Source organism: Pseudomonas sp. S5F11 (assembly GCF_019641515.1).
GTDB lineage: Bacteria > Pseudomonadota > Gammaproteobacteria > Pseudomonadales > Pseudomonadaceae > Aquipseudomonas > Aquipseudomonas rhodesiae.
This window is the reverse complement of sequence record NZ_JAIFJZ010000001.1, coordinates 766,068-789,134: the sequence shown is the minus strand read 5'-3', so window position 1 is coordinate 789,134 and position 23,067 is coordinate 766,068. Positions and strand designations below refer to the sequence as shown.

The window sequence follows — 23,067 nt, the reverse complement described above, 5'->3', positions numbered from 1 at the left end:
ACCGTTTGATGAGCACTGACTCCTTGCGTTTCAAACCCTTCACCGCCGGTTCGCTGTTGCTATTGTCCATGACGGCCCAGGCGCAGTACCTGGAGGCCGGCCAGCCCGGTAACCCGGCCAGTTGGCGCTCGGCCGAGTACCTGAGCGACTGGGGTCTGGACCGCCTGCACGCCAACGAAGCCTACGCCGCCGGTATCGACGGCAGTGGGGTGAAGATCGGCGCGCTGGACTCGGGCTACGATGCCAACCACCCGGAAGCTGACAAAGCCCGATTCCATCCGGTTACCGCCACCGGCACTTACGTGGATGGCACTCCGTTTAACACCACTGGCGCGCTGAACCCCAACAACGACTCCCATGGCACCCACGTCACTGGCACTCTGGGCGCGGCGCGCGATGGCGTGGGCATGCACGGCGTGGCCTACAACGCCCAGATTTATGTGGGCAACACCAACGCCAACGACAGTTTCCTGTTCGGCCCGACCCCTGACCCCAAGTACTTCAAGGCGGTGTACAGCGCTCTGGTGGATTCCGGCGTGCGCGCGATCAACAACAGCTGGGGCAGCCAGCCCAAGGATGTCAGCTACCAGACCCTCGGCGATCTGCACGCCGCCTACGCCCAACACTACAACCGCAGCACTTGGCTGGATGCAGCCGCAGACGTAGCCAAGGCCGGCGTGATCAATGTGTTCAGCGCCGGCAACAGTGGTTATGCGAACGCCAGCGTGCGCTCGGCGCTGCCGTATTTTCAGCCGGAGTTGGAGGGGTATTGGTTGGCCGTCTCGGGGCTGGATAAAGCCAATAACCAGAAATACAACAAGTGCGGAATCGCCAAGTACTGGTGTATTTCCACGCCGGGCGCGCTGATCAACAGCACCATTCCCGACGGTGGCTACGGGGTCAAATCCGGCACATCGATGTCGGCGCCCCATGCTACCGGCGCTTTGGCGCTGGTAATGCAACGCTACCCCTACATGACCAATGAACAGGCGTTGCAGGTGCTATTGACCACCGCCACCCAGCTTGACGGCTCGATCACCCAGGCGCCCAACACCACGGTTGGCTGGGGCGTCCCCGACCTCGGCCGGGCGATGCACGGGCCGGGGCAATTGCTGGGGGCGATGAACGTCAACCTGGCGGCCGGGCAGGCCGATGTGTGGAGCAATGGCATCAGCGACCAGGCGCTGATCCAGCGCCAGGCTGAGGACCGCGCCGAGCACGCCGCCTGGCAGCAGACCCTGATCGATAAAGGTTGGCAGAACGGCGTCAGCGCCAATGCCAGCCAGCAGGACCAGACCGACTATGGGGTCGGCAACGCCCGCGACCAGGCTGCCGCGACGCGTGTCTATGAAGGCAGCCTGATCAAATCCGGCGCCGGCAGCCTGGTGCTCAACGGCGACAGCACCTATCGCGGCGCGACCACCGTCAACGGCGGCCTGCTGGCGGTAAACGGCACAGTGACCTCGGCCGTGAGCGTCAACAACAGCGGTACCCTCGGCGGCTCGGGGCGTATTGGCGCGCTGACGGTTAATCGCGGAGGCCGGGTGACGCCGGGCAACTCCGTGGGGACCCTGCAAGTGGCCGGCGATGTGACGCTGGGCGCAGGCTCCACCTATGCCGTGGAGCTGACCCCCACCAGCAGCGACCGCATCGTGGCGGGCGGCAAGGCGCTGCTCGACGGCGGCACGCTGACCCTGGCCCTGGAAAATAGTCCGACCTTGCTCAGCGGTGCACAGGCGCAGAGTCTGATCGGTCGCCAGTACAGCATCCTCCAGGCCGCTGGCGGTATCGAGGGCCAGTTCGGTCAGGTGCTGCCCAACTACCTGTTCCTCGGTGGCAGCCTCGATTACGCCGCCGGCGGTGTGCAGTTGCAAGTGGTGCGCAACGACGCCCGTTTCGCCAGCGTCGGCGCCACGCGTAACCAACGCAACGTGGCCACCGCCGCCGAGCAACTGGGCGCGGGAAACCCGGTGTACGAAAGCATGGTGCGCAGCGAGTCTCTGGTCGCCGCGCAACAGGGGCTACAGCAGTTGTCGGGGGAGATCTACCCGGCGATCGGCGCGATGCTGATCAACGACAGCCTGCAATTGCGTGATGCGGTGGGCGAACGGCTGCGCCATGTACCCACCAGCGGCGAGCGCAACCTGTGGCTGAAGGCGCTGGGTGCCTGGGGCAAGACCGATGCGCGCAGCGAAACGGCGGGTGCCACCACCTCCCTTGGCGGCGTGCTGGCCGGTGTGGACGGCGCACTGGACGAGCAGACCCGTGTCGGCTTGGTCGCCGGCTACAGCGACAGTTCTCTGAGCCTGGGTAGCGGCACGCACTCATCGGCTTCCATCGACAGCTACCACTTTGGCGCCTATATCGGGCGGGAGTGGGGCAACTGGCGCACGACCGGCGGCGCTGCCTACAGCTGGCATCGCGGCGATGTGAAGCGCGACCTGCAATACGGCGACGTCAGCGGCAAACAGAAAGCCAAGCTGGAGGCGCGCACGGCCCAGTTGTTCACCGAAGCGGCGTATCGCATTCAACTGCAACCGCTGGCGCTGGAACCGTTCGCCAACCTGGCCTATGTGCACCTGGACAGCGATGGCTTGCACGAAAAAGGCGACGCCGCCGCCCTGCAACGCGGCAGCGACCGTCGCGACGCGGTACTCAGCACCTTGGGCGCACGCGTGTTGAAAACCGTCGCGCTCAATGACCACCAGCAGCTGGAACTCTCCGGTTCGCTGGGCTGGCAGCACAGCCTTACCGCCGTCGAATCCGAAGAGCACCTGGGGTTTGTCGCCGGCGGGCCTTCGTTCGCCGTGCGCAGTTCGCCGCTGTTGCGCGATGCCGCACTGGTGGGCGTGCAGGCGAGCCTGGCGCTGAGTGCATCGACGCGGGTCAACCTGGATTACCACGGCCAACTGGCTGGGCGTGAAAACACCCAAGGCGTGGGCCTGAGTTTGAACTGGCAGTTCTGAAGCGATCTACACACCTGCAATAAGAAAACTAAGGAAGGTCACCGTGAATATACGCAAATCAGGGGTCATCACCGCCGTACTGGCCAGCCTGGGGACGGCCCAGGCCGCACCTTATGTAGAAACCGGCAAGCTGGGCGACGCGGCGAGTTGGCGCAGCAACGAATTCAAGGCCGACTGGGGCCTGGGCGCCGTCAACGCCGACAGCGCTTATGCCGCCGGCTACACCGGCAAGGGCGTCAAACTGGGGATCTTCGATCAGCCGGTGTACGCCCAGCACCCGGAGTTCGCCAGCCCCGGCAAAGTGGTGACGATTGTCACCGAGGGCATTCGCCAATACACCGACCCGTATATTCCGGTCAAAGCCGGCGACGCGTTTCGCTATGACGGCACACCGTCCCTGGGCTCCAACGGCAAACTGGGCAACCACGGCACCCACGTCGGCGGTATTGCCGCCGGCAACCGCGATGGCGGGCCGATGCACGGCGTGGCGTTCAATGCGCAAATCATCAGTGCCGAAAACGGCGATCCTGGGCCGGAAGACGGGATCATCCTGGGCAACGACGGCGCGGTCTACAAAGCCGGCTGGGACGCTCTGGTGGCCAGCGGCGCGCGCATTATCAACAACAGTTGGGGCATCGGAATCGGTGACCAATACGCCCAGGGAGGCCGCGACCCGGCGTATCCGAATTTCACCGTCAACGAAGCCCAGGCGCAGTTCGACAATATCCGGCCGATCCTTGGCACCCTGGGCGGCGGGGCCTATGACGGTGCGATCAATGCCGCGCGCAGCGGGGTGCTGACCATCTTCGCCGCTGGCAACGATTACAACCGCAACAACCCGGACGCGATCTCGGGCCTGGCGTACTTTGTGCCGGACATCGCGCCGAACTGGCTGTCCGTGGCCGCATTGCAGCAAAACCCGGATACCAGCAGCGCCAATCCGTATGTGATCAGCACCTTCTCGTCGCGCTGCGGTTACGCGGCGAGTTTTTGCGTGTCGGCACCGGGCACCAAGATCTACAGCTCGGTGATCAACGGCACCAGCCTGGACAACCTCACCACCGACTACGCCAACTTCAACGGCACGTCCATGGCTGCGCCTCATGTGGCCGGTAGCGCGGCGGTGTTGATGGAACGTTTCCCGTATATGAATGGCGAGCAGATCTCCACGCTGCTGAAAACCACCGCCACAGATCTGGGCGCGCCGGGCATCGACTCGTTGTATGGCTGGGGCATGATCAACCTGGGCAAGGCGGTCAACGGCCCGGGGATGTTCGTTACCGCAGAGGATATTCCTGCCGAATTCCGTATCGACGGCGCGTATGGCAGCGGCCAGTTCGTTGCGGACTTGCCGGGCATCGGCGCGGTGGTCGATGCCGGCAAACCGACCCAGCGCGTCTGCAACGACGTGCACTGTGGGCTGGATGTATGGAGCAATAACATCAGCGGGCATGGCGGCCTGACCAAACAGGGCATCGGCGCCCTGGTGCTCACCGGCACCAACACCTACAGCGGCCCGACCCTGGTGAACCAGGGGCTGCTGGCGATCAACGGTTCGGTAACATCGGCTGTGACCGTCGGGCAGAGCGGTGTGCTGGGCGGCTCCGGTCGCGTCGGCTCGCTGCTGGCAACCCGCGGCGGCACGGTGGCGCCGGGTAACTCCATCGGTACGCTGAATGTGGCCGGTGACGTAACCTTCGAGCCCGGCTCGACCTATGCGGTGGAACTGTCTCCTACCAGCAGTGATCGCATCGTGGCCGGTGGTACCGCCACCCTCAACGGCGGCACTGTGACCCTGGCTCTGGAAAACAGCCCGACTCTGCTTAGTGGCGCCCAGGCGCAGAGCCTGATCGGTCGCCAATACAACATCCTGCAAGCCGCCGGAGGTATCAACGGCAGCTTTGGCGCGGTTCTGCCGGATTATCTGTTTATCGGCGGCACCCTGGACTACGCCGCCTCGGGCGTTCAACTGGATGTCGTGCGCAATGCCAACAGCTTCGCCAGTGCCGCGGTTACCGATAACCAACGCGCCGTTGCGGCTGCCGCTGAGCAATTAGGGGCGGGCAATGCGGTGTATGAGAGCCTGCTGACCGCGCCGAATGCCGCTTCGGCGCAGGACGCGTTCCAGCAATTGTCCGGTGAAATCTACCCGGCGCTGCAGACGGCACTGCTCAATGACAGCCGTTACCTGCGCGAAGCCGTGGGCGAGCGCTTGCAGAACGGCGAGATGGGCGCCACCAGCCAGACCGTCGACAGCCGTGGCAACGTGTGGGTCAAGGCACTGGGCGCGTGGGGCAAGACCGACAGCCGCAGCGACACCGCAGGCTATACCACCTCCATCGGCGGCATGCTCGCCGGGGTCGACGGCGCGCTGGATGACGACACCCGCCTGGGTTTGGTCGCCGGTTACAGCGACACCTCGCTGAATATGGGCAGTGGCACCCACTCGCGGGCAGCGGTGGACAGCTACCACTTCGGTGCGTACGCCGGGCATGAGATCGGCGCCTGGCGCCTGAGCGGCGGCGCTACCTACAGCTGGCATCGCGCCGATGTGAAACGCGACCTGCAATACGGTGAGGTGGCTGGCAAGCAGAAAGCCAAAGTCGATGCGCGCAGCACCCAGGTGTTCGGCGAAGCGGCGTACCGCGTCAACCTGCAACCGCTGGCCCTGGAGCCGTTTGCCAACTTGGCCTATGTGCATCTGGACACCGATGGCGTCACCGAAAAAGGCGACGCCGCCGCGCTGAAAACCCGTGACGACCGCCGCGACCTGGTGCTCAGCACCCTCGGTATGCGCGCCCTGAAAACCTTCAACGTCAATGACCACCAGACACTTGAGGTGTCCGGCACCTTGGGCTGGCAGCACAACCTGAGCAGCGTGGACGCCGAACAACACCTGGCATTTGCCTCGGGCGGTCCGTCGTTTGCCGTGGAAAGTGCGCCGATGGCCCGTGATGCGGCCTTGGTGGGTGCTCGCGTAAGCCTGGCGTTGAGCAAGGACGCGCGGGTGAATTTTGACTACAACGGCCTGTTGGCGAGCAAAGACAAGGTGCATGGCGTGGGCTTGAGCCTCGACTGGGCATTCTGAGCCGAGAGCGGGTTTGCTGTGGCAAGCCCGCTCACTACCAGGGCAAGCGTTTAGAGGGTGATGGACGTTCTCGATAAATTTAACAACAAGAGAGGCAATATCATGGGTGTGTTTGACTATAAAAACCTTGGGGCCGAGGGCTCCAAGGCCTTGTTTGCCGATGCCATGGCGATCACGTTGTATACCTACCACAACCTGGATAACGGCTTTGCCGTGGGCTACCAGCACAATGGCCTGGGCGTCGGCTTGCCGGCTACTCTGGTCGGCGCATTGCTCGGCAGTACGGACTCCCAGGGTGTGATCCCAGGCATTCCCTGGAACCCGGATTCGGAGAAGGCCGCGCTCGAAGCGGTGCAGAAGGCCGGCTGGACGCCCATCAGCGCCAGCACCCTCGGGTATACCGGCAAGGTCGACGCCCGGGGCACGTTCTTCGGCGAAAAGGCCGGCTATACCACGGCCCAGGTCGAGGTGCTGGGCAAGTACGATGACGCGGGCCAGTTGCAGGAAATCGGCATCGGTTTTCGCGGCACGTCTGGCCCAAGGGAGACGCTGATCACTGACTCCATCGGCGATCTGGTGAGCGACCTGCTTGCTGCGCTGGGTCCCAAGGATTACGCAAAGAACTACGCCGGCGAAGCATTCGGCGGCTTGCTCAAGAACGTCGCCGAGTATGCGGCGGCCCACGGTCTGAGCGGCCAGGATGTGCTGGTCAGCGGCCATAGCCTCGGCGGCCTGGCGGTCAACAGCATGGCCGATTTGAGCGAGGCCAAGTGGTCCGGGTTCTATAAGGACGCCAACTACTTGGCCTACGCCTCACCGACCCAGAGTGCCAGCGACAAGGTGCTCAATATCGGCTACGAAAACGACCCGGTGTTCCGCGCTTTGGACGGCTCATCCGCCAACCTGTCGACGCTCGGTATTCACGACAAACCCCACGAGTCCACCACTGACAACATTGTCAGCTTCAACGATCACTACGCCTCGACACTGTGGAATGTGCTGCCGTTTTCCATCGCCAATCTGCCGACCTGGATCTCGCACTTGCCGACCGGCTACGGCGACGGCATGGGGCGCATTCTGGAGTCCGGGTTCTATGAACAGATGAGCCGGGACTCGACGATTATCGTGGCTAATCTATCCGACCCGGCACGGGCCACCACTTGGGTGCAGGACCTGAACCGCAACGCCGAACCGCACACAGGCGACACTTTTATCATTGGCAGCGATGGCGATGATCTGATCCAGGGCGGCAAGGGCGCGGACTTTATCGAAGGCGGCAAGGGTAACGACACAATCCGCGACAGCAGCGGGCATAACACCTTTTTGTTCAGCGGCCAGTTTGGGCAGGATCGAATTATCGGTTATCAGCCGACGGATAAACTCGTGTTCCAGGGTGTGGCGGGCAGCGGGGATTACCGTGATCACGCCAAGGTGGTGGGTGGGGATACGGTGTTCAGTTTCGGGGCGGACTCGGTGACGTTGGTGGGCGTTAGCGGGGTGTTGGGGGAGGGGGTTGTGATCGGCTGAAGGGGCAGGGAGGGGGCTGGTTGGACGCTACCGGGGGCTAGCCCCTTCCAGCTTGGCCCCCTTCCACAGTGTGCTTTCCTTCAGACTGGCGCTTTTGCGCGTTGGGATCAGTCTTCTTTGCGGACGGTGGCCACGTCATCGGCTTTGACGCGGATGCGCTTGCCGGCGATATCGGTGAATTCGTAGAACCCGTCTGCGGTTTTGGTTTTAGGTGAGTCTTTGGTCAGGTATTGCGTGCCGTTTTGCAAAGTGACGACGGTTTGCGTGGCGCAACCGGCCAGTGCCAGAAAAGTGAGCGCAACCAGCGGCAGACCCAGATTCTTCATGTTCATAACCCTTACCTTTAACCTTGAAAAGTCCCGCGCCAGACGCAGCGGGGTATAAATGTTACGCCATCGGCTTCCCCATCAGATCACTTTTATACAAAAAGTTGCGTGCGCCATTTATCTATTACCGATTGCAACACAGCCACGGCAACGGCACTCTGTATGCATAACCAGTATTTGATCACCGCGCGCCATGGCCAACCCCCTCGACGATCCGCTCTACTACCTGCATAACTTCCGCCAGGTCCTGCATTGGCTGGGGCAGCGCTATGCCGATTTGCTCGATACTGACGAACAGCATTTCATTCAGCAATTCGACAGGTTGCCGCAGGCGTCCCAGGCTCTGTTGGTACGTATGGTGATGCGCAAAGGCGTGCACTTTCGTGCGGGCAAACTCAACTATGTCGAGATAGGTTGCCCCCATGCGGCCGCCGCGCCGCTATTGGCGCTGGGCTGGGTGGACGGCCACTGTCTGCTGGCCATTGAGGAGCTGTTCGCGCTGCTGCAAAAGGGTGAATTGCTGGGTGCGTTCAAACCCTGGATCGAACAACCCAAAGGCAAGAAAGCCGACTGGCTGGAAGGGTTGACTGCGCGATTCAACGAGCCGCGCAGTTTTGCGCAGTGGTGCCCGGACCTGGCCGACACGCTGTACAGCCTCACGGTGATGGAATTGTGCGATCGCCTGCGCCTGATGTTCTTTGGCAATCTGCATCAGGACTGGTCTGAATTCGTATTGGCGGACCTGGGCATCTACACCTATGAAAAAGTCGAGTTCTGCACCGAGTCCCGTGGCCTGCGCAGCCGTGACGACGTGCACGGCTATCTGTTTCTGCACCAGTGTCAGCACGCCTTTGAAAGCGGCGAGGCCGTGGACGAGGTCCTGGCTCGGATCGCCAGCCTGCGTACCGACAACCCGTGGCTGGAAAAGCGTCGGGCCAAACTGTTGTTCCAGGTGGGCCAATCCTGTGAACGCAGCGCCGAATTGGCGCTGGCGCAGCAGATCTACCGCGCCTGCACCTACCCCGGTGCCCGCGCACGCTTGATCCGCGTACTGGAACGCCAGGAGGATTACGTCCAAGCCTTGGCCCTGGCCAGCGCCGCGCAGCAGGCACCGGAAAGCGCCGCCGAACAGCAGCACTTGCTGCGTGTGGTGCCGCGCCTGCGGCGCAAACTGGGTGAACCGGCGCTGCCCAAACCCAAGCCGCGTCCGGTCACGCGCCTGGACCTGGACCTGGCGTTGCCCGAGCCGCTGATGTCCGTTGAATACTGTGTGCAAGCCCATCTCAGCGCGCCTGACGCGCCGGTGCATTACGTGGAAAACGGCCTGATCAATTCGCTGTTCGGCCTGCTGTGCTGGGAGGTGATTTTCGCGCCATTGCCCGGTGCGTTTTTCCACCCGTTCCAGCGTGGCCCGGTGGACCTGCACAGTGAAGACTTCCACCAACGCCGCGCACCGCTGTTCGCCGCCTGTTTCGAGCAACTGCAGGACGAGCGCTACAAAACCACCATTCGCCAGCGTTACCGCGATAAATGGGGCATCCAGTCGCCGTTCGTGTTCTGGAACCTGCTCAGCGAAGAGCTGCTGGAGCAAGCCCTCGCATGCCTGCCCGCCGCCCACCTACGCTACTGGTTCGAGCGCTTGCTGTTGGACATCCGCGCCAATCGCTCTGGCATGCCGGACTTGATCCAGTTCTGGCCGGCGCAAAAAACCTACCGCATGATTGAGGTCAAAGGCCCCGGCGACCGCCTGCAAGACAACCAACTGCGCTGGCTGGAGTTCTGTGGCGAATACCAGATGCCGGTCACGGTCTGCTACGTGCGCTGGGCGGAGCAACCGGCTTGAGTTACAGCGTGGCGGTACGTGCCTTGTGTGAGTTCACCGCCAAGGTCGGTGACCTGGACCTGCGTTTCACCCCGTCGCCCAGCGCCCAGGAAGGGATCGTCGGCCACCGCACCGTGGCGTCGCGCCGCAGCCCGCATTATCAGAACGAAGTGGCCCTGGAAGGCGAGTACCAGCAGCTCAAGGTGCGGGGCAGGGCGGACGGCTACGACCCGGACAGCCAGCGCCTGGAAGAGGTCAAAACCTACCGCGGCGACCTCGACGCCCAACCCGCCAACCACCGCCAACTGCACTGGGCTCAAGTCAAGGTGTATGGTTGGCTGATGTGCCAGAAACTGGGGCTGACGGAGATCGATCTGGCGCTGGTCTACTTCGATATCGTTGGCGAGGGCGAGACCCTGCTCAATCAGCGCTTCCAGGCCCACGCTCTGGAAGCGTTCTTCAACCAGCAATGTGCGCTGTTCCTGGATTGGGCCCGGCGGGAGATGGATCACCGAGAGGCGCGCGACCGCGCGGCGCAGAACCTTGGCTTCCCCCATGCCGACTTTCGCCCCGGCCAACGGGTTCTGGCCGAGTCGGTGTACAAAGCCGTCAGCACCGGCCGGTGCCTGATGGCCCAGGCGCCCACCGGCATTGGCAAGACCATCGGCACGATTTTTCCGCTGCTCAAGGCGTTGGCGCCGCAGCAGTTGGACAAGGTGTTCTTTCTCACGGCCAAAACCCCTGGGCGCAAGCTTGCTCTGGATGCCGCCCAGGTGCTGTTCACCCGCAACCCGGACTTGCATGTGCGTGTGCTGGAACTGGTGGCACGGGACAAAGCCTGCGAGCACTTGGACAAAGCCTGTCACGGCGAATCCTGCCCCTTGGCCAAAGGTTTTTACGACCGATTGCCCGCCGCACGTAGCGCTGCGGCCAAGCTACGGCTGCTCGACCAGCGCAATCTGCGTGAGGTCGCCCTGGCCCACAACGTTTGCCCGTATTACCTGAGCCAGGAAATGGCGCGCTGGGCTGACCTGGTCGTAGCCGACTACAACTATTATTTCGACTTCGGCGCCATGCTGTTCGGCCTCGCCCAGCTCAACCAATGGCGCGCCGCGGTACTGGTGGACGAAGCTCATAACCTGGTGGAGCGCGCGCGCGGGATGTACAGCGCCAGCCTTGATCAGTACCGCCTCAAGACGTTGCGCGACGAGGCGCCCGAGGCCCTGAAAAAGCCTTTGCAGCGCCTCAATCGCGAGTGGAACGCGCTGCACAAGGCGCAAGTGGCGCCGTACCAGGCTTATGACGCCAGGCCCGATAAAATGCTCAGCGCCTTGAGTCTGTGCGCGAGTGCCATGGGCGATTACTTCAACGATCACCCCGAAGCCCTGGCCGGCGATCTGCAAGCTTTTTACTTTGACGCGCTGCAATTTGCCAAAGTGGCCGAGTTATTCAACGAACACTTCATCTTCGACATCACTAAACGCTCCTTGGGCGGCAAGCGCAGCAGCTCGACCCTGTGCCTGCGCAATGTGGTGCCCGCCGAGTTCATCCGCCCAAGACTGACCGCTGCCCGCAGCAGCGTGTTGTTTTCCGCCACGTTAAGCCCGCGCCATTACTACGCCGACTTGCTGGGCTTGCCTGCGGACACGGCATGGGTGGACGTGGCGTCGCCGTTCAAGGCCGAGCAATTGCGGGTGCGCATTGTCGATGAGATCTCGACCCGATTCGTGCATCGCGAGGCGTCGGTGGGCCCCATCGTCGAGCTGATCGCCCAGCAATTCGCGCAGCAACCCGGTAACTACCTGGCGTTTTTTTCGAGCTTCGATTACCTCCAACAAGTGGCGCAGCGCCTGGCCGAACAGCACCCGCATATCCCACTGTGGCAGCAGTCACGGGGCATGGCCGAGGCTGAGCGCCAGGGCTTTCTCGACCAGTTCACCGAACATAGCCAAGGGGTGGGGTTCGCCGTGCTCGGCGGCGCGTTTGGCGAGGGTATCGACTTGCCCGGTGCGCGCCTGATCGGCGCATTCATCGCCACCCTGGGCCTGCCGCAACTGAACCCGGTCAATGAACAGATGAAGCGGCGCATGGCCGCGATTTTCGGTTCAGGCTACGACTACACCTATCTGTATCCAGGCCTGCAAAAAGTCGTGCAGGCAGCCGGCAGGGTTATCCGCAGCCAGCAGGACCAAGGCGTGGTGATGTTGATCGACGATCGTTTCGGTGAGGCGCGGGTACGGCCGTTGTTGCCGAGCTGGTGGGCAATTTCGTCCTGACCTGATGCACCCCGGTTCTTGGCTACCAGCCCCCGAGCGGCGCTGATGACCGAGCATTTGGCGCAAATGATGCTGGTGCAAATCCCGCACCTCCCTCACTCTTTCCTCGCATTCTGGGCCATTACAAGGAAGCCAACCATGAACGATAGCCAGCGGAGCACCCTCAAGGTCAACGGTATTGAGCTGTGCGTGCATATCGCCGGGCCGGAAAATGGCGCGCCCATCTGGTTGCTGCATGGCTTTCCCGAATGTTGGCACTCCTGGCGCGAACAGATCCCGGCCCTGGCTGCGGCAGGCTATCGAGTGTTCGTGCCCCAGATGCGCGGTTACGGGCCATCCAGCTCGCCGGCCGAGATCGCTGCCTATGACCTGTTGACCTTGTGCGCCGATATCCAACAGGCCATGGATCATTTCGGGCATACCCAGGTGGTGATGGTCGGGCATGACTGGGGCGCAGTGGTGGCCTGGCACTTGGCATTGCTTGAGCCTGAGCGCATCACCCGCTTGATCACAATGTCGGTACCGTTTGCCGGGCGTGCGCGCCGGCCGGTGATCGAGATCATGCGCGAGCTGTATGCCGATCGCTTCAATTACATTCTGTATTTCCAGGCGCCTGGAGTAGCCGAACGCGAACTGAACGCCGATATCGAGCGCACGTTGCGGCTGTTTATGCAGGATCAGGATGTGTTCCTCCAGCAAAAACCTGCCGACGCCACCTTGCTTGAAGGCGTGCCTGTGCCGGGTCCGCTGCCCGGTTGGTGTTCCCAAGAAGATTTAAATGTGTACGTGCAGACCTTTACCGAACATGGCTTTCGCGGCCCGTTGAACTGGTACCGCAATTTCGAGCGCAATTGGCAGCGCACCGAGTTTTTGGCCGGGCGGCAGGTGATGCAGCCGACGTTGTTCCTGATCGGCGACCGCGATCCGGTGGGTGTCTTCGAAGCCCACACACTCAAACGCATGCCCGACTGCGTGCCGCAGTTGGAGCAGCATGTGTTGCCCCACTGCGGTCACTGGATCCAGAACGAGCAGGCCACGCAGGTGAATGCGCTGCTGCTCGACTTCCTGGGCCGCCCCTGAGCCCTCAGACCACTTCGAGATAGGAGCTGTGAATCGCCCGCGCCAATTCGCGCACGGTGTCGATAAACTCCGTAAGGCGGCTGTGCAGGCCGTCTTCGAGAATTTCATCGATCCCGGTGTAGCGCAGCCGCGCTTCAAACTCCGCCGCCAGGCGTTGCGCCGTGCGCCCGTAGCTGCCGGGCAGGTCGGCGAGGATGTGGTTCAGTTCCTCGACACAGGCATGCAGTGAACGCGGCACGTCGCTGCGCAATAACAGCAACTCCGAGACCGAGCGGGCATTCAGCGCGTTCGGGTACAGCTGCGTATAGGCTTCGAACGACGACAACGCGCGCAGCAGGGCGCTCCACTGGTAATACCCGCGCGCCGAGACATCGCTGACTTCTTCCGATTCTTCGCCAAACATCTCATAGCGCGCATCCAGCAGGCGCAACGTGTTGTCAGCGCGCTCGACAAACGTGGCCAGACGGATGAAGCGATAGGCATCGTTGCGCATGATGGTGCCCGAGGTTGCCCCGCGAAACAGATGCGACCGCTGCTTGACCCAGTCACAGAAGTGGCTGATGCCGTGTCGGCCCAGGCCGCCGGCGGCGATGCTGCGCATTTCCAGCCAGGTGGCGTTGAGGTTCTCCCACATATCGGCGGTGATACGTCCGCGTACCGCATGGGCGTTGCCCCGCGCGGCGCGCAGGCAGTTATAGATGCTGGCGGGGTTTTCTTCGTCAAGGGCGAAGAAGTGCAGCATGCGCTCGGCGTCCAGTTGGGTGTGACGTTCCAGATAGCTGTCCAGGGTGCCGCTGCTGAGCAACGACATGGCCAGTTCGTCCAAGCCATCGCTGCGACCGGCCTGGGGCATCAGCGATAGCGAATAACTGACTTCGAGCATGCGCGCCAGGTTTTCGGCGCGCTCCAGGTAGCGGGACATCCAATACAGGTCTGCGGCGGTTCTACTCAGCATGATTCAGTCCTCCACCACCCAGGTGTCCTTGGTTCCGCCGCCTTGCGACGAGTTGACGATCAGCGAGCCTTCCTTGAGGGCCACCCGCGTGAGCCCGCCCGGTACCAGGCGGGTCTCCTTGCCCGACAGCACGAACGGGCGCAGGTCGATATGCCGCGGCGCGATGCCGTTTTCCACAAAGGTCGGGCAGGTCGACAGGCTCAGGGTCGGTTGAGCGATGTAGGCGTGGGGGCGGGCCTTGATGCGCTGGCGGAAGTCCTCGATTTCGGCGGCGGTGGATGCCGGGCCGACCAGCATGCCGTAGCCGCCCGAGCCCTGGGTTTCCTTGACCACCAGTTGCTCAAGGTTGGCCAGCACGTGAGACAGTTCCGCCGGTTTGCGGCACTGAAAGGTCGGCACGTTCTGTAGCACCGGTTCTTCATTCAGGTAGAAACGGATCATGTCCGGCACATAGGGGTAGATCGACTTGTCGTCGGCCACCCCGGTGCCGATGGCGTTGGCCAGTACCACGTTGCCGGCGCAATAGGCGGCCACCAGGCCAGGCACGCCGAGCATGGATTCGGGGTTGAACGCCTGCGGATCGAGGAACGCATCGTCGATACGGCGGTAGATCACATCCACCGCCTTGGGCCCGTCGGTGGTGCGCATGAATACTTTCAGGTCCTGCACGAACAGGTCGGCGCCTTCCACCAGTTCCACGCCCATTTCCCGGGCCAGGAAGGCATGCTCGAAGAATGCGCTGTTGAAGCGGCCTGGGGTCAGCACCACCACGTTGGGGTTGTCCAGGCGGCTGGAACTCTTGAGGGTCTTGAGCAGCAGGTTGGGGTAGTGATCCACCGGCGCGATGCGCTGCCGGGCGAACACCTCTGGGAACAGGCGCATCATCATTTTGCGGTCTTCGAGCATGTAGCTCACGCCGCTTGGGGTACGCAGGTTGTCTTCAAGCACGTAATAAGTGCCGTCGCCATCGCGCACCAGGTCGACGCCGGAGATATGCGAGTAGATATCGCGGTGCAGGTCCAGCCCGACCATCGCTTTCTGGTAACCCTCGTTGCCCAGCACTTGATCCGCTGGAATGATCCCGGCCTTGATGATGCGTTGATCGTGATAGATGTCGGCGAGGAACAGGTTCAGCGCATTGACCCGCTGGATACACCCGCGCTCGATCACGCGCCATTCGCTGGCAGGGATGCTGCGGGGGATGATGTCGAAAGGGATCAGGCGCTCGGTGTCCTGTTCGTCGCCATACAGGGTGAGGGTGATTCCGGCGCGGTGAAACAGCAGATCGGCTTCACGACGACGCTGGGCCAGCAGTTCCGGCGGCGTATTGGCCAGCCAGCGGGAGAAATCCTGATAATGCGCACGGCACACGCCGTTTGCGTCATTCATCTCATCAAAGAAAGATCGAGCCATTCCGGTACCTTGTCAGTGCCTTGGGTTGCGCAAGCGGCACTGCCGTTTTGAAAAACGCATGTTTTTATGAGCCCGTGGCGCGGGGTGCCAGCGGGCCTGGTCCTTACTTTCTCAGGATGTCGGCTCTGGGTCGGGGGGTAACGAATGCTCCTGTTTCCAAACAGATGAATCCATAAAGCAATGCCTGTGCCGAAACCCCACCTTCCAACACATCCGCCCGCGTAGTGAGCGAGCCTGCTCGCGCCAGGCTGCGCAGCGGCGCTCCGCCAGCCACCCAGAAAGGTGCACCCCACCTTCAACAAACACGCCGCGCACCAACCCGGTGCACAACAAACTTGAACTCCCCACACGGCCTGTTCCTCTAACGGGGTCTATACACCCCGTGGACCATCCCCGTGCCCAGAATCATCTCCCCCCACACTCCGGAAGCGGCGCTGAACGACCACAGCGAACACAACGCAAAGATCTTCGGTTCGCCCAAGGACCGCCTGGACTTCTATCGCCGCGAGATCCAGTACGAAACCTCCATCCTGGCCAACCGCACCGACGCTTACCTCACCGCCCAATCGTTCCTGGTGATCGCCTTCGTGTCAGGCATGGGTAACCTCAACCCAGAGTGGGGCAAGCTGTTTACCCTGATCGTGCCGCTGTTCCTGGCACTGTTGGGCATTCTCAGCTCGCTCAACGCCTGGCCGGGCATCCGCGCGGCGTATGACATCATCGATCACTGGCACTTCAAGCAAAGCCAATTGCTGCACAGCGAACCGGTGATGGGCCTGGCCTATGACGAGTCGCCGCTGTTTTCCGAGCGCGAGTCGTCCCACAAGGGCTATCGCAAGTCCCTGCTGTTTTCCGTGCGCACGCCGTGGATTTTCATGGTGTTCTGGATTCTGCTGGGGGCTTATGCGTTCTATATCCAGGTCGACAACCCAGGCGGTTGAGCAATCCGGCGGAACTTCGGGGCAGGGCGTGGCACCTTATGTCTATGCAGGCTGTATTTACCCAATCACTGTACAGAGGTGAAACATGAGCACTAGCAACGATCCCCAAGTCAGCGACCGTAATGACCCCGCCATCGACGGTGGCGAGCCGGCACCCGGCACCGCCGCCGATGCCCCTAAGGACCCCAAGCCTGCCGCCGACCCCAAGGCCAAGGACAACGACTACAGCCCCGACTTCAAGCCCGAGCGCGAGCCCAAGCCTGAAACCGACGCCGACATCGACACCCAGGGCGGCTAGTTAGAGGAGACGATCATGGCTCATCAACCGGATGAAGAACTCAACGACCCAGGTAACGAAGACCCGGGTTCATTGATGGATGACGCCGAGGTGCCGCTGATCGAAGCGGATGAAGAGGGCGCTGCTGGCGACATCGGGCATCTCTGACTTCTCATTCACTTCAAACGCCTCCTTAACAGGGGCTCCAGCGTGTCCACCGGCAACGGCCGGCTGAACAGATACCCCTGGATCTGATCGCAACCGGCCTCTTTCAAAAACGCCCATTGCGCCTGGGTTTCGACGCCTTCGGCCACCGCCAGCAAGCCCAGGCTGTGGGCCAGTTGGATGACGATCCGAACAATCGCGGCGTCCTGGGGGTTACTGGTGACTTCGCGGATAAAGGCAATGTCGATTTTCAGCGTGTCGATGGGAAAGCGGCGTAGGTAGGCCAGGCTGGAATAGCCGGTTCCGAAGTCGTCGATGGCGATTTTCACGCCCATGGCACGCAAGCGTTGCAGGCTGACGATGCTGTGCGCGGTGTTCTCCATCAGTGTGCCTTCGGTGATTTCCAACTCCAGCCAATGGGCGGCAACCCCGGTGCCGGCCAGTATGTCGGCTATCTCTGCGATCAGATCGCCCTCGATCAATTGATGGCCGGAGACGTTCACCGACACCTCCACCGCGCCGATATCGCAACGCTGCCAGGCCGCTATCTGTCGGCAGACAGTCTCGATCACCCAATGCCCGACTTGGCCAATCAGGCCGAGGCTTTCCAGCATCGGCACGAACACCGCCGGGGACACCGGCCCATAGTCGGGCCGGTCCCAACGCAGCAGGGCCTCAAGGGCACAGACTTCACCGCTGGCCACGTGCACTTTGGGTTGGTAATGCAAGGCGAACGCCTGGCGCTGCACCGCTTGGCGCAAGGCGGTTTCCAGGTCCTGGCGTACCGGGTCGTAGACGTTCGAGCGTGCGGTTTGATCGTGGTGCCGTTGCAGGCGTTGTTCGAGCATCGCGCTGTGCTGTTTCAACTGGTCGCCATGGGCTTTGAGCCGCAGCAGGTTGCGCACCCGCAGCCACAGCTCGACACGATCCACCGGTTTGCTGATGAACTCCTCTGCGCCGGTCTCCAGACCGCTGAGGCGCGCACTCGATTCACTCAAGGCCGAGAGCATGATGATCGGTATGGTCGCAGTGGCTGGGTTGCCCTTGAGCTGGTTAGCCACTTCGTAACCGTCCATGCCGGGCATCATGATGTCCAGCAGGATCAGGTCCGGCGGCTGCTCGGCCACCCTAAGCAGGGCTTCCTCGCCGGTGCCCGCGCTCAGGGTCTGGTAGCCCTCGTGCTGCAGCAGGGTTTCCAGCAACTTGCGAACCTGGGGTTCGTCGTCAACGATCAACAGCGTGGCGGGTGAGCTGGCCATGGAGAGGACTCATACGAGTGGTGTGGGGGGCGGGTGGAGCAGCGTTTCAATGACCTGGTACAGCGCCTTATAGCGCAGAGGCTTGATCACATAGGCGTCGCACCCGGCCAGGCGGGTTTTTTCGCGGTCTTCCTTCATGGCCATGGCGGTGAGCGCGATGACCGGGATATGCGCGGTCAGGGCGTCCTGCTTGAGCACGCGGGTGGCGGCCAGGCCGTCCATACCCGGTAACTGAATGTCCATCAGGATCAGCGCCGGCTGTTGCGCGCGGGCCAGGGTCAGGCCGGACTCGGCGTCGGCGGCCCACACCACGCTGTGGCCGGCACTGACCAACAGCAAACGGGCCAGGCGCATATTGGCTTCGTTGTCTTCGATGATCAGGATATGGGCCATGGTGCCTCCGTCGTCCGATGCAGCGGCAACCACACCACGAAGCGCGTACCCAAGCCTTCGCGACTGGCCACCGCGACACTGCCGCCATGCAGCTCAGTCAGTTGCTTGACCATCGCCAGGCCCAGCCCGGTGCCTTCGAATTTGCGCGCCAGGCTACTGTCGATCTGGCTGAAGGCCTTGAACAGTTTGCCCATGTCCTCTTCAGCGATGCCGATACCAGTGTCGCTGACGCTCAGCTCCAGGAAGGTGCGGTGCGCGCCGGTCTACAAGGTATCAGCGTGGCTGGGCCAGTCGCCGGGAATCAGACCGACCTGTTCGCGAGGAACTTCACGAACCGCCAGGGTCACGCAACTGCCGTGCTCGCTGAACTTCACCGCGTTGGCCAGCAGGTTGTAGACGATCTGTTTGGTCTTGCGCAGATCCAGCACCAGTGTGCCGAGGTCCACCGGGCTATCGAGCTTGAGCTGGATGCGTTGCAACGCGGCCTTTTCGCGCACGATCAACAAGCTATTGGCCAATACATCGGCCAGCGCCACGGGCTCCAGCTCCAGGTCCATCATCCCGGCTTCGACCTTGGACAGGTCGAGGATGTCGTTGATCAGCGACAACAGGTGCTGGCCGCTGGTGAAAATGTCGCCGATGTATTCGCGCTGGGTGTCGCTCATTTCGCCGACCAGCCCATCCTTGAGCGCCTCGGAAAAGCCGATCACCGCGTTTAATGGGGTGCGCAGTTCGTGGGACATGGTCGCCAGGAACTCGGATTTCATGTGGCTGGCGTGCTCCAGCTCCAGGTTTTTGTCTGCCAGGGCGCGTTCGAAGTCTTTGCGTTCGGCCTCAACCTGCTTGCGCGCAGTGTTGTCGGTGCCGATAAGCAGGTAGCCGATGAGCGTGTCGCTGCGGTTGCGCAGTGCGGTTACCGAGACCATCGCAGACAAGCGGCTACCGTCCTGGCGGATATAGGTCAGCTCGTAAATATCCTCAATGCCGCGCGAGGCTTTAAACACCAAGGCTTCGAAACCCGGCGTGATCGGCGTGTCGAGTTCCAGGCTGAGGGCGGCGGCGCGGGTGATCAGTTCGGCGGGATCGGAAATATCGGCGGGAGTGACGCGGTTGACCACATCGGCGGCGGCGTAGCCCAGCATGCGTTCGGCGCCGACGTTGAAGATCTGGATCACACCCTTTTCGTCAGTGGCGATGCTGGAGAAGTGCGCGCTATTGAAAATGGCGTCTTGCAGCGCGCCGGTCTTGATCAGGCTTTTCTGGCGTTTGAATTCGTCGATCTTGGCCGCGCGTGACTGCAGGTCGGGCGGGCTGTGGGTGGTTTTTTTATCCATCGCAAGGGCGGTTCCATGACGTTCAGGCCCGACACCGTTCATGACCGTGTCGCAGAGCATGCTCACAGAAAATCGCGCACAGGCGATGAGGAGGAGATGAGGTCTTAGGACAATAGCAGCCTATTGCCATAGACCTGCAAATAAAACACTGGGCGTCTGCTTACGCTAAAGCGCAGTGGCCGCGCTTGCTCGACCTGCAACGCAGCAAACGCCCCATGACGGCCACGTGGATGGGTTCAAAGCTGCACGCTGCTGATCACCTGAGTGCCGTCATCCGGATCGGTGACACTCTCGAAACCTAGATCATGGGTCAATTGACGCATATGTGCATTGGTGGCCGCGTCCACCGTATACATGCGCGTGTAGCCATTTTTTTTCGCCGCAGCCATCAAGTGCTGCATCAGCACGCGCGCCAGGCCCAGGTGCTGCCAGGCATCGGCCACCACCACCGCGCATTCGCACGCCTGGTCCTTGGCGGCGGCGTAGCGCGCCACGCCGATTTCCACCAGTTGGCCGTTATCGTGTACCAAGGCGATATACGCCAGGCGTTCCTGGTTATCGACGTCCATCAATTGATCGAGCAATGTCTTGCCCGGCTCGCACACCTCGCCCAGAAAACGCTGATGCCTGGACTCGCGGGACAAGCCCTTGATGAAGTTGTATTCGCGCTCGCGGTCTTCGGCGGTCAATGGGCGCACCAGGACATGGCGGCCATCGTCGAGCCGTTCGATCCAGTGTTCGTGGGGCACCGCCGCATAAACAGGCGCGGCTTGCCGGTTGAGTGCTTCAGTATTGGACATGACGGAACCTCCATGGGGTGAAATGGCCGGGTTATTCCAGCATCTCGGGTGACACCACCCACACACTGCAGGGCATGCGGTACAGCAGCGTTTCAGTGGTACTGCCCAGCAGCCGCGACAGGCCGTGATGACCGACCCGGCCCATGACGATCACGTCGATGTTGTAGGCGTCGGCGAAGCTGGACAACACCTTCGCCGGGTTGCCCAGAATCATGTGGCGCTGTTCCGGCGGGATGCCGTTGCGCGCCGCCAGGTCGTTGAAGGCTTCGCCCTGGGCGGCAAACAGCTGCTTGGCCGCCTGCGACGAGAAGAACGCCGCGCCACTGCCGAACTCATATTCCTGGGTGGCCAGGTCGGACAAGTCATGGGCGTAAACCATCTGCACATCGGCCTCGCAGGCCGTCGCCAATTTGCTCGCTTCATGCAGGATGCGGTCGTTGAGGCCCTGGTAGCGACCGTCGCGGTGGAATGGATCGACCGCCGCCACGATCCTGCGTGGCAGAGCGTGATGCACGCCGTGCACAAAGTGCAGCGGTACGGGGCATTCGCGCAGCAGGTGCACATCCATCGGCGTGAACATCAAGCGCGAGAGACGCGACTCATGGGCCAGTGCCTTGATCACCAGGGCCATGGGTTCTTCCTTGAGGCGAATCAACAGCTCCTTGAGCGGATCATCGACCCAGGCCACCTCGGTAGTCACCGTCAGCCCCAGTTTGCGCAATGGCCGCGCCTGGTCTTCAAGCCATTGGTGATGGCGCTCCACATAGCCCAGACGCATCTGCTCCAGGGCCTGTTCGTTGACCAATCCAGCGGTGGCCAGACCTTCCAGGTAGTCGAACGCCAGAATATGCAAGGCGGCGCCTTCGGCCTTGGCCAACGCGGCGGCGCGCTCGAAAGCGGGGCTGTGTTCCATCAACGGTGAAACCAGCAGCAAGAAACGGGCTTGAGCAGACATGTGCGATCTCCCTTGGATTACCAGTGGCATCTAGGGTCGATCATGGCCCCGACCGTTGGGCGGCGTTTGATCTGCATCAAGTCGCCGCCACGCCGGGCGGGGCGAGCGACGTGCGGTCAAAGTGGGGGTCGTTGATGATAATCAACGCGGCGTGCGGCATCCTGGCACAGACTGCAGAGAGCGATGCCGGTCCGGGCGTCCATTGAAGCCGAGAGGTTGTTTATGTCCATCACGCCAGGGGTGCTGTTATGAGCCAGACCTTGGGCCTGGCCGGCGCCGCTGCGGCGCTGGGTATCGGCATGCTGGTGGGGCTTGAGCGCGAACGCCACAAGGGCGAAGGCGAGCATCGCGATTTTGCCGGGTTGCGCACCTATTCGATCACCGCATTGCTCGGTTATGTGACCCAGCAGGTCGGCGGCGCCTTGCTGTTGGGCCTGATCGCGCTGTGCCTGGCGCTGCTGGTCAGTACCGCGTACTGGAAAAGCCAGGCCAAAGACCCGGGCATCACCAGCGAAGTGGCGTTGTTCACCGTGCTGGTACTGGGCGCCCTGTGCGGCGCGGCGCCCGAGTTGGCCACGGCGATTGGGGTGGTGATGGCTGGATTGCTGGTCTATCGACAGAAACTGCACGAATTCGCCCGCAGCCAACTGAGCGACGCTGAAATGCGCGACGGCCTGTTGCTGCTGGTGGTCGCGCTGGTGGTCTTGCCGCTGGTGCCGGACCGCTTTATCGGCCCTTATGCAGCGATCAATCCGCGCACCATCTGCACCTTGACCGTACTGCTGATGGCGGTCGGGGCCCTGGGGCATGTGGCGGTGCGGGCGTTGGGCCCGCGGTATGGCTACGCGGTCGGTGCCATTGCGTCCGGGTTCGCCTCCAGCACCGTGACCATCGCCGCCATGGGCCATATCGCCGCCAAGGAACCGCAGCAGTTGCGCACGCTGGCGGCCGCGGCGGTTTTCTCCAACCTGGCTACGGTGGCGCAGGTGGCCTTGATTCTGGGCACGGTAGAGCCGGCGTTGCTGGCGCAAATGGCCTGGCCGTTGCTGGCCGGTTTTGTCGCCATCGCGGCTTACGGCATTTGCCTGATGCTGCGCACCCCCACGTCGGCCGCCAGCGAGGCGATCAAAGTGGGCGGTGCATTCGATCTCAAACTGGCGTTGATCATGGTGCTGATGATGACCGGTATAACGTTTGTCTCATCGGCGATGCTGTATTACTTCGGCGAATGGGGCGTGATGGTCACCGCCACCCTCAGCGGCTTCGCTGACGCGCACGCGTCCACCGCCTCGATTGCCGCCCTGACCGCCAGCGGCCAATTGGCCGTGCAGGCGGCGCCGATTCCGGTGTTGCTGGCGGTCAGTTGCAATTCCCTGAGCAAGTGTCTGGTGGCCTGGGTCAGCGACGGCCGCCGCTTTGCCGGCTATGTGATTGGCGGCCAAGCATTGCTGACCGCCGCGACATGGTTGGGCCTGCTGATCGGTTGAAGC

General features: G+C 62.3%; 17 protein-coding genes and 1 pseudogene. 10 read left to right on the top strand and 8 right to left on the bottom strand.

The window, feature by feature from the left end:
- Positions 1 to 8: 8 nt before the first annotated feature.
- The 3 genes from K1567_RS03425 to K1567_RS03415 all read left to right on the top strand — a co-directional run bounded on the left by K1567_RS03425 (position 9) and on the right by K1567_RS03415 (position 7,581).
- The gene (locus tag K1567_RS03425; RefSeq protein WP_169867826.1) at positions 9 to 2,966 is read left to right on the top strand and encodes an autotransporter serine protease; all 2,958 of its coding nucleotides are present in this window, start codon (positions 9 to 11) and stop codon (positions 2,964 to 2,966) included.
- 43 nt (positions 2,967 to 3,009) lie between these two features.
- Positions 3,010 to 6,054: an autotransporter serine protease gene (locus K1567_RS03420; RefSeq protein WP_040268304.1), complete on the top strand. Its 3,045-nt coding sequence runs from the start codon at positions 3,010 to 3,012 to the stop codon at positions 6,052 to 6,054.
- A gap of 102 nt (positions 6,055 to 6,156) precedes the next feature.
- A complete protein-coding gene (locus tag K1567_RS03415) occupies positions 6,157 to 7,581 on the top strand; it encodes a lipase (RefSeq protein ID WP_169902538.1) in 1,425 nt (474 codons plus the stop codon).
- Positions 7,582 to 7,688: 107 nt separating this feature from the next.
- Here the strand turns inward: K1567_RS03415 and K1567_RS03410 are convergent, their stop codons facing one another.
- Positions 7,689 to 7,913: a YgdI/YgdR family lipoprotein gene (locus K1567_RS03410; protein ID WP_034097805.1), complete on the bottom strand. Its 225-nt coding sequence runs from the start codon at positions 7,911 to 7,913 to the stop codon at positions 7,689 to 7,691.
- A 187-nt stretch (positions 7,914 to 8,100) separates the two neighbouring features.
- On the opposite strand from K1567_RS03410, the gene K1567_RS03405 reads away from it, so the two are divergent.
- From K1567_RS03405 to K1567_RS03395, 3 genes are all read left to right on the top strand, one after another.
- Positions 8,101 to 9,750, top strand: coding sequence for a VRR-NUC domain-containing protein (locus tag K1567_RS03405; RefSeq protein WP_169867824.1), 1,650 nt, complete (start codon positions 8,101 to 8,103; stop codon positions 9,748 to 9,750).
- Entirely contained in the window at positions 9,747 to 12,005 is a 2,259-nt protein-coding gene (locus K1567_RS03400; RefSeq protein WP_169867823.1) for an ATP-dependent DNA helicase, read from the top strand. The genes K1567_RS03405 and K1567_RS03400 overlap by 4 nt, the downstream gene beginning before the upstream one ends.
- 138 nt (positions 12,006 to 12,143) lie before the next feature.
- The gene (locus K1567_RS03395) at positions 12,144 to 13,085 is read left to right on the top strand and encodes an alpha/beta fold hydrolase (protein WP_034097811.1); all 942 of its coding nucleotides are present in this window, start codon (positions 12,144 to 12,146) and stop codon (positions 13,083 to 13,085) included.
- 4 nt (positions 13,086 to 13,089) lie between these two features.
- On the opposite strand, the gene K1567_RS03390 is transcribed toward K1567_RS03395, so the two are convergent.
- The gene (locus tag K1567_RS03390) at positions 13,090 to 14,040 is read right to left on the bottom strand and encodes an alpha-E domain-containing protein (protein WP_220698133.1); all 951 of its coding nucleotides are present in this window, start codon (positions 14,038 to 14,040) and stop codon (positions 13,090 to 13,092) included.
- A gap of 3 nt (positions 14,041 to 14,043) precedes the next feature.
- The gene (locus K1567_RS03385) at positions 14,044 to 15,453 is read right to left on the bottom strand and encodes a circularly permuted type 2 ATP-grasp protein (RefSeq protein ID WP_220698132.1); all 1,410 of its coding nucleotides are present in this window, start codon (positions 15,451 to 15,453) and stop codon (positions 14,044 to 14,046) included.
- A gap of 395 nt (positions 15,454 to 15,848) precedes the next feature.
- Here K1567_RS03385 and K1567_RS03380 point away from each other — a divergent pair, with 395 nt between their 5' ends.
- From K1567_RS03380 to K1567_RS27460, 3 genes are all read left to right on the top strand, one after another.
- Positions 15,849 to 16,394: a hypothetical protein gene (locus K1567_RS03380; protein ID WP_034097814.1), complete on the top strand. Its 546-nt coding sequence runs from the start codon at positions 15,849 to 15,851 to the stop codon at positions 16,392 to 16,394.
- An 85-nt stretch (positions 16,395 to 16,479) separates the two neighbouring features.
- On the top strand, positions 16,480 to 16,692 hold the full coding sequence (locus tag K1567_RS03375; protein ID WP_034113680.1) for a hypothetical protein: 213 nt from the start codon (positions 16,480 to 16,482) through the stop codon (positions 16,690 to 16,692).
- 15 nt (positions 16,693 to 16,707) lie between these two features.
- Positions 16,708 to 16,839 (top strand): hypothetical protein, encoded by a 132-nt coding sequence (locus tag K1567_RS27460; protein WP_259444982.1) that lies wholly within the window; start codon positions 16,708 to 16,710, stop codon positions 16,837 to 16,839.
- Positions 16,840 to 16,847: 8 nt separating this feature from the next.
- Here K1567_RS27460 and K1567_RS03370 read toward each other — a convergent pair whose 3' ends face one another.
- The 5 genes and pseudogenes from K1567_RS03370 to K1567_RS03350 form a co-directional block, all read right to left on the bottom strand.
- The gene (locus K1567_RS03370; protein WP_034138111.1) at positions 16,848 to 18,095 is read right to left on the bottom strand and encodes an EAL domain-containing response regulator; all 1,248 of its coding nucleotides are present in this window, start codon (positions 18,093 to 18,095) and stop codon (positions 16,848 to 16,850) included.
- Positions 18,096 to 18,104: 9 nt separating this feature from the next.
- Complete coding sequence (locus K1567_RS03365) at positions 18,105 to 18,488, bottom strand: response regulator (protein ID WP_034113684.1); 384 nt, start codon at positions 18,486 to 18,488, stop codon at positions 18,105 to 18,107.
- Positions 18,473 to 19,822 (bottom strand): annotated as a pseudogene (locus tag K1567_RS03360) (sensor histidine kinase). Before K1567_RS03360 ends, K1567_RS03365 begins: the two are co-directional and overlap by 16 nt.
- 236 nt (positions 19,823 to 20,058) lie before the next feature.
- Entirely contained in the window at positions 20,059 to 20,622 is a 564-nt protein-coding gene (locus K1567_RS03355; protein WP_169867819.1) for a GNAT family N-acetyltransferase, read from the bottom strand.
- A gap of 31 nt (positions 20,623 to 20,653) precedes the next feature.
- Positions 20,654 to 21,577, bottom strand: coding sequence for a universal stress protein (locus K1567_RS03350; protein WP_167417183.1), 924 nt, complete (start codon positions 21,575 to 21,577; stop codon positions 20,654 to 20,656).
- Between the two features lie 248 nt (positions 21,578 to 21,825).
- On the opposite strand from K1567_RS03350, the gene K1567_RS03345 reads away from it, so the two are divergent.
- Positions 21,826 to 23,064 carry an MgtC/SapB family protein gene (locus K1567_RS03345; RefSeq protein ID WP_034138108.1) on the top strand — a complete coding sequence of 413 codons (1,239 nt, stop codon included), beginning with the start codon at positions 21,826 to 21,828 and terminating at the stop codon, positions 23,062 to 23,064.
- Positions 23,065 to 23,067 lie beyond the last annotated feature (3 nt).

Bases quoted from the DNA above. Each gene is read 5' to 3' on its own strand.
- K1567_RS03425 (WP_169867826.1), top strand. From the start codon at position 9: ATGAGCACTGACTCCTTGCGTTTCAAACCCTTCACCGCCGGTTCGCTG.
- K1567_RS03415 (WP_169902538.1), top strand. From the start codon at position 6,157: ATGGGTGTGTTTGACTATAAAAACCTTGGGGCCGAGGGCTCCAAGGCC.
- K1567_RS03410 (WP_034097805.1), bottom strand. From the start codon at position 7,913: ATGAACATGAAGAATCTGGGTCTGCCGCTGGTTGCGCTCACTTTTCTG.
- K1567_RS03405 (WP_169867824.1), top strand. From the start codon at position 8,101: ATGGCCAACCCCCTCGACGATCCGCTCTACTACCTGCATAACTTCCGC.
- K1567_RS03395 (WP_034097811.1), top strand. From the start codon at position 12,144: ATGAACGATAGCCAGCGGAGCACCCTCAAGGTCAACGGTATTGAGCTG.
- K1567_RS03390 (WP_220698133.1), bottom strand. From the start codon at position 14,040: ATGCTGAGTAGAACCGCCGCAGACCTGTATTGGATGTCCCGCTACCTG.
- K1567_RS03385 (WP_220698132.1), bottom strand. From the start codon at position 15,453: ATGGCTCGATCTTTCTTTGATGAGATGAATGACGCAAACGGCGTGTGC.
- K1567_RS03375 (WP_034113680.1), top strand. From the start codon at position 16,480: ATGAGCACTAGCAACGATCCCCAAGTCAGCGACCGTAATGACCCCGCC.
- K1567_RS27460 (WP_259444982.1), top strand. From the start codon at position 16,708: ATGGCTCATCAACCGGATGAAGAACTCAACGACCCAGGTAACGAAGAC.
- K1567_RS03370 (WP_034138111.1), bottom strand. From the start codon at position 18,095: ATGGCCAGCTCACCCGCCACGCTGTTGATCGTTGACGACGAACCCCAG.
- K1567_RS03365 (WP_034113684.1), bottom strand. From the start codon at position 18,488: ATGGCCCATATCCTGATCATCGAAGACAACGAAGCCAATATGCGCCTG.
- K1567_RS03355 (WP_169867819.1), bottom strand. From the start codon at position 20,622: ATGTCCAATACTGAAGCACTCAACCGGCAAGCCGCGCCTGTTTATGCG.
- K1567_RS03350 (WP_167417183.1), bottom strand. From the start codon at position 21,577: ATGTCTGCTCAAGCCCGTTTCTTGCTGCTGGTTTCACCGTTGATGGAA.
- K1567_RS03345 (WP_034138108.1), top strand. From the start codon at position 21,826: ATGAGCCAGACCTTGGGCCTGGCCGGCGCCGCTGCGGCGCTGGGTATC.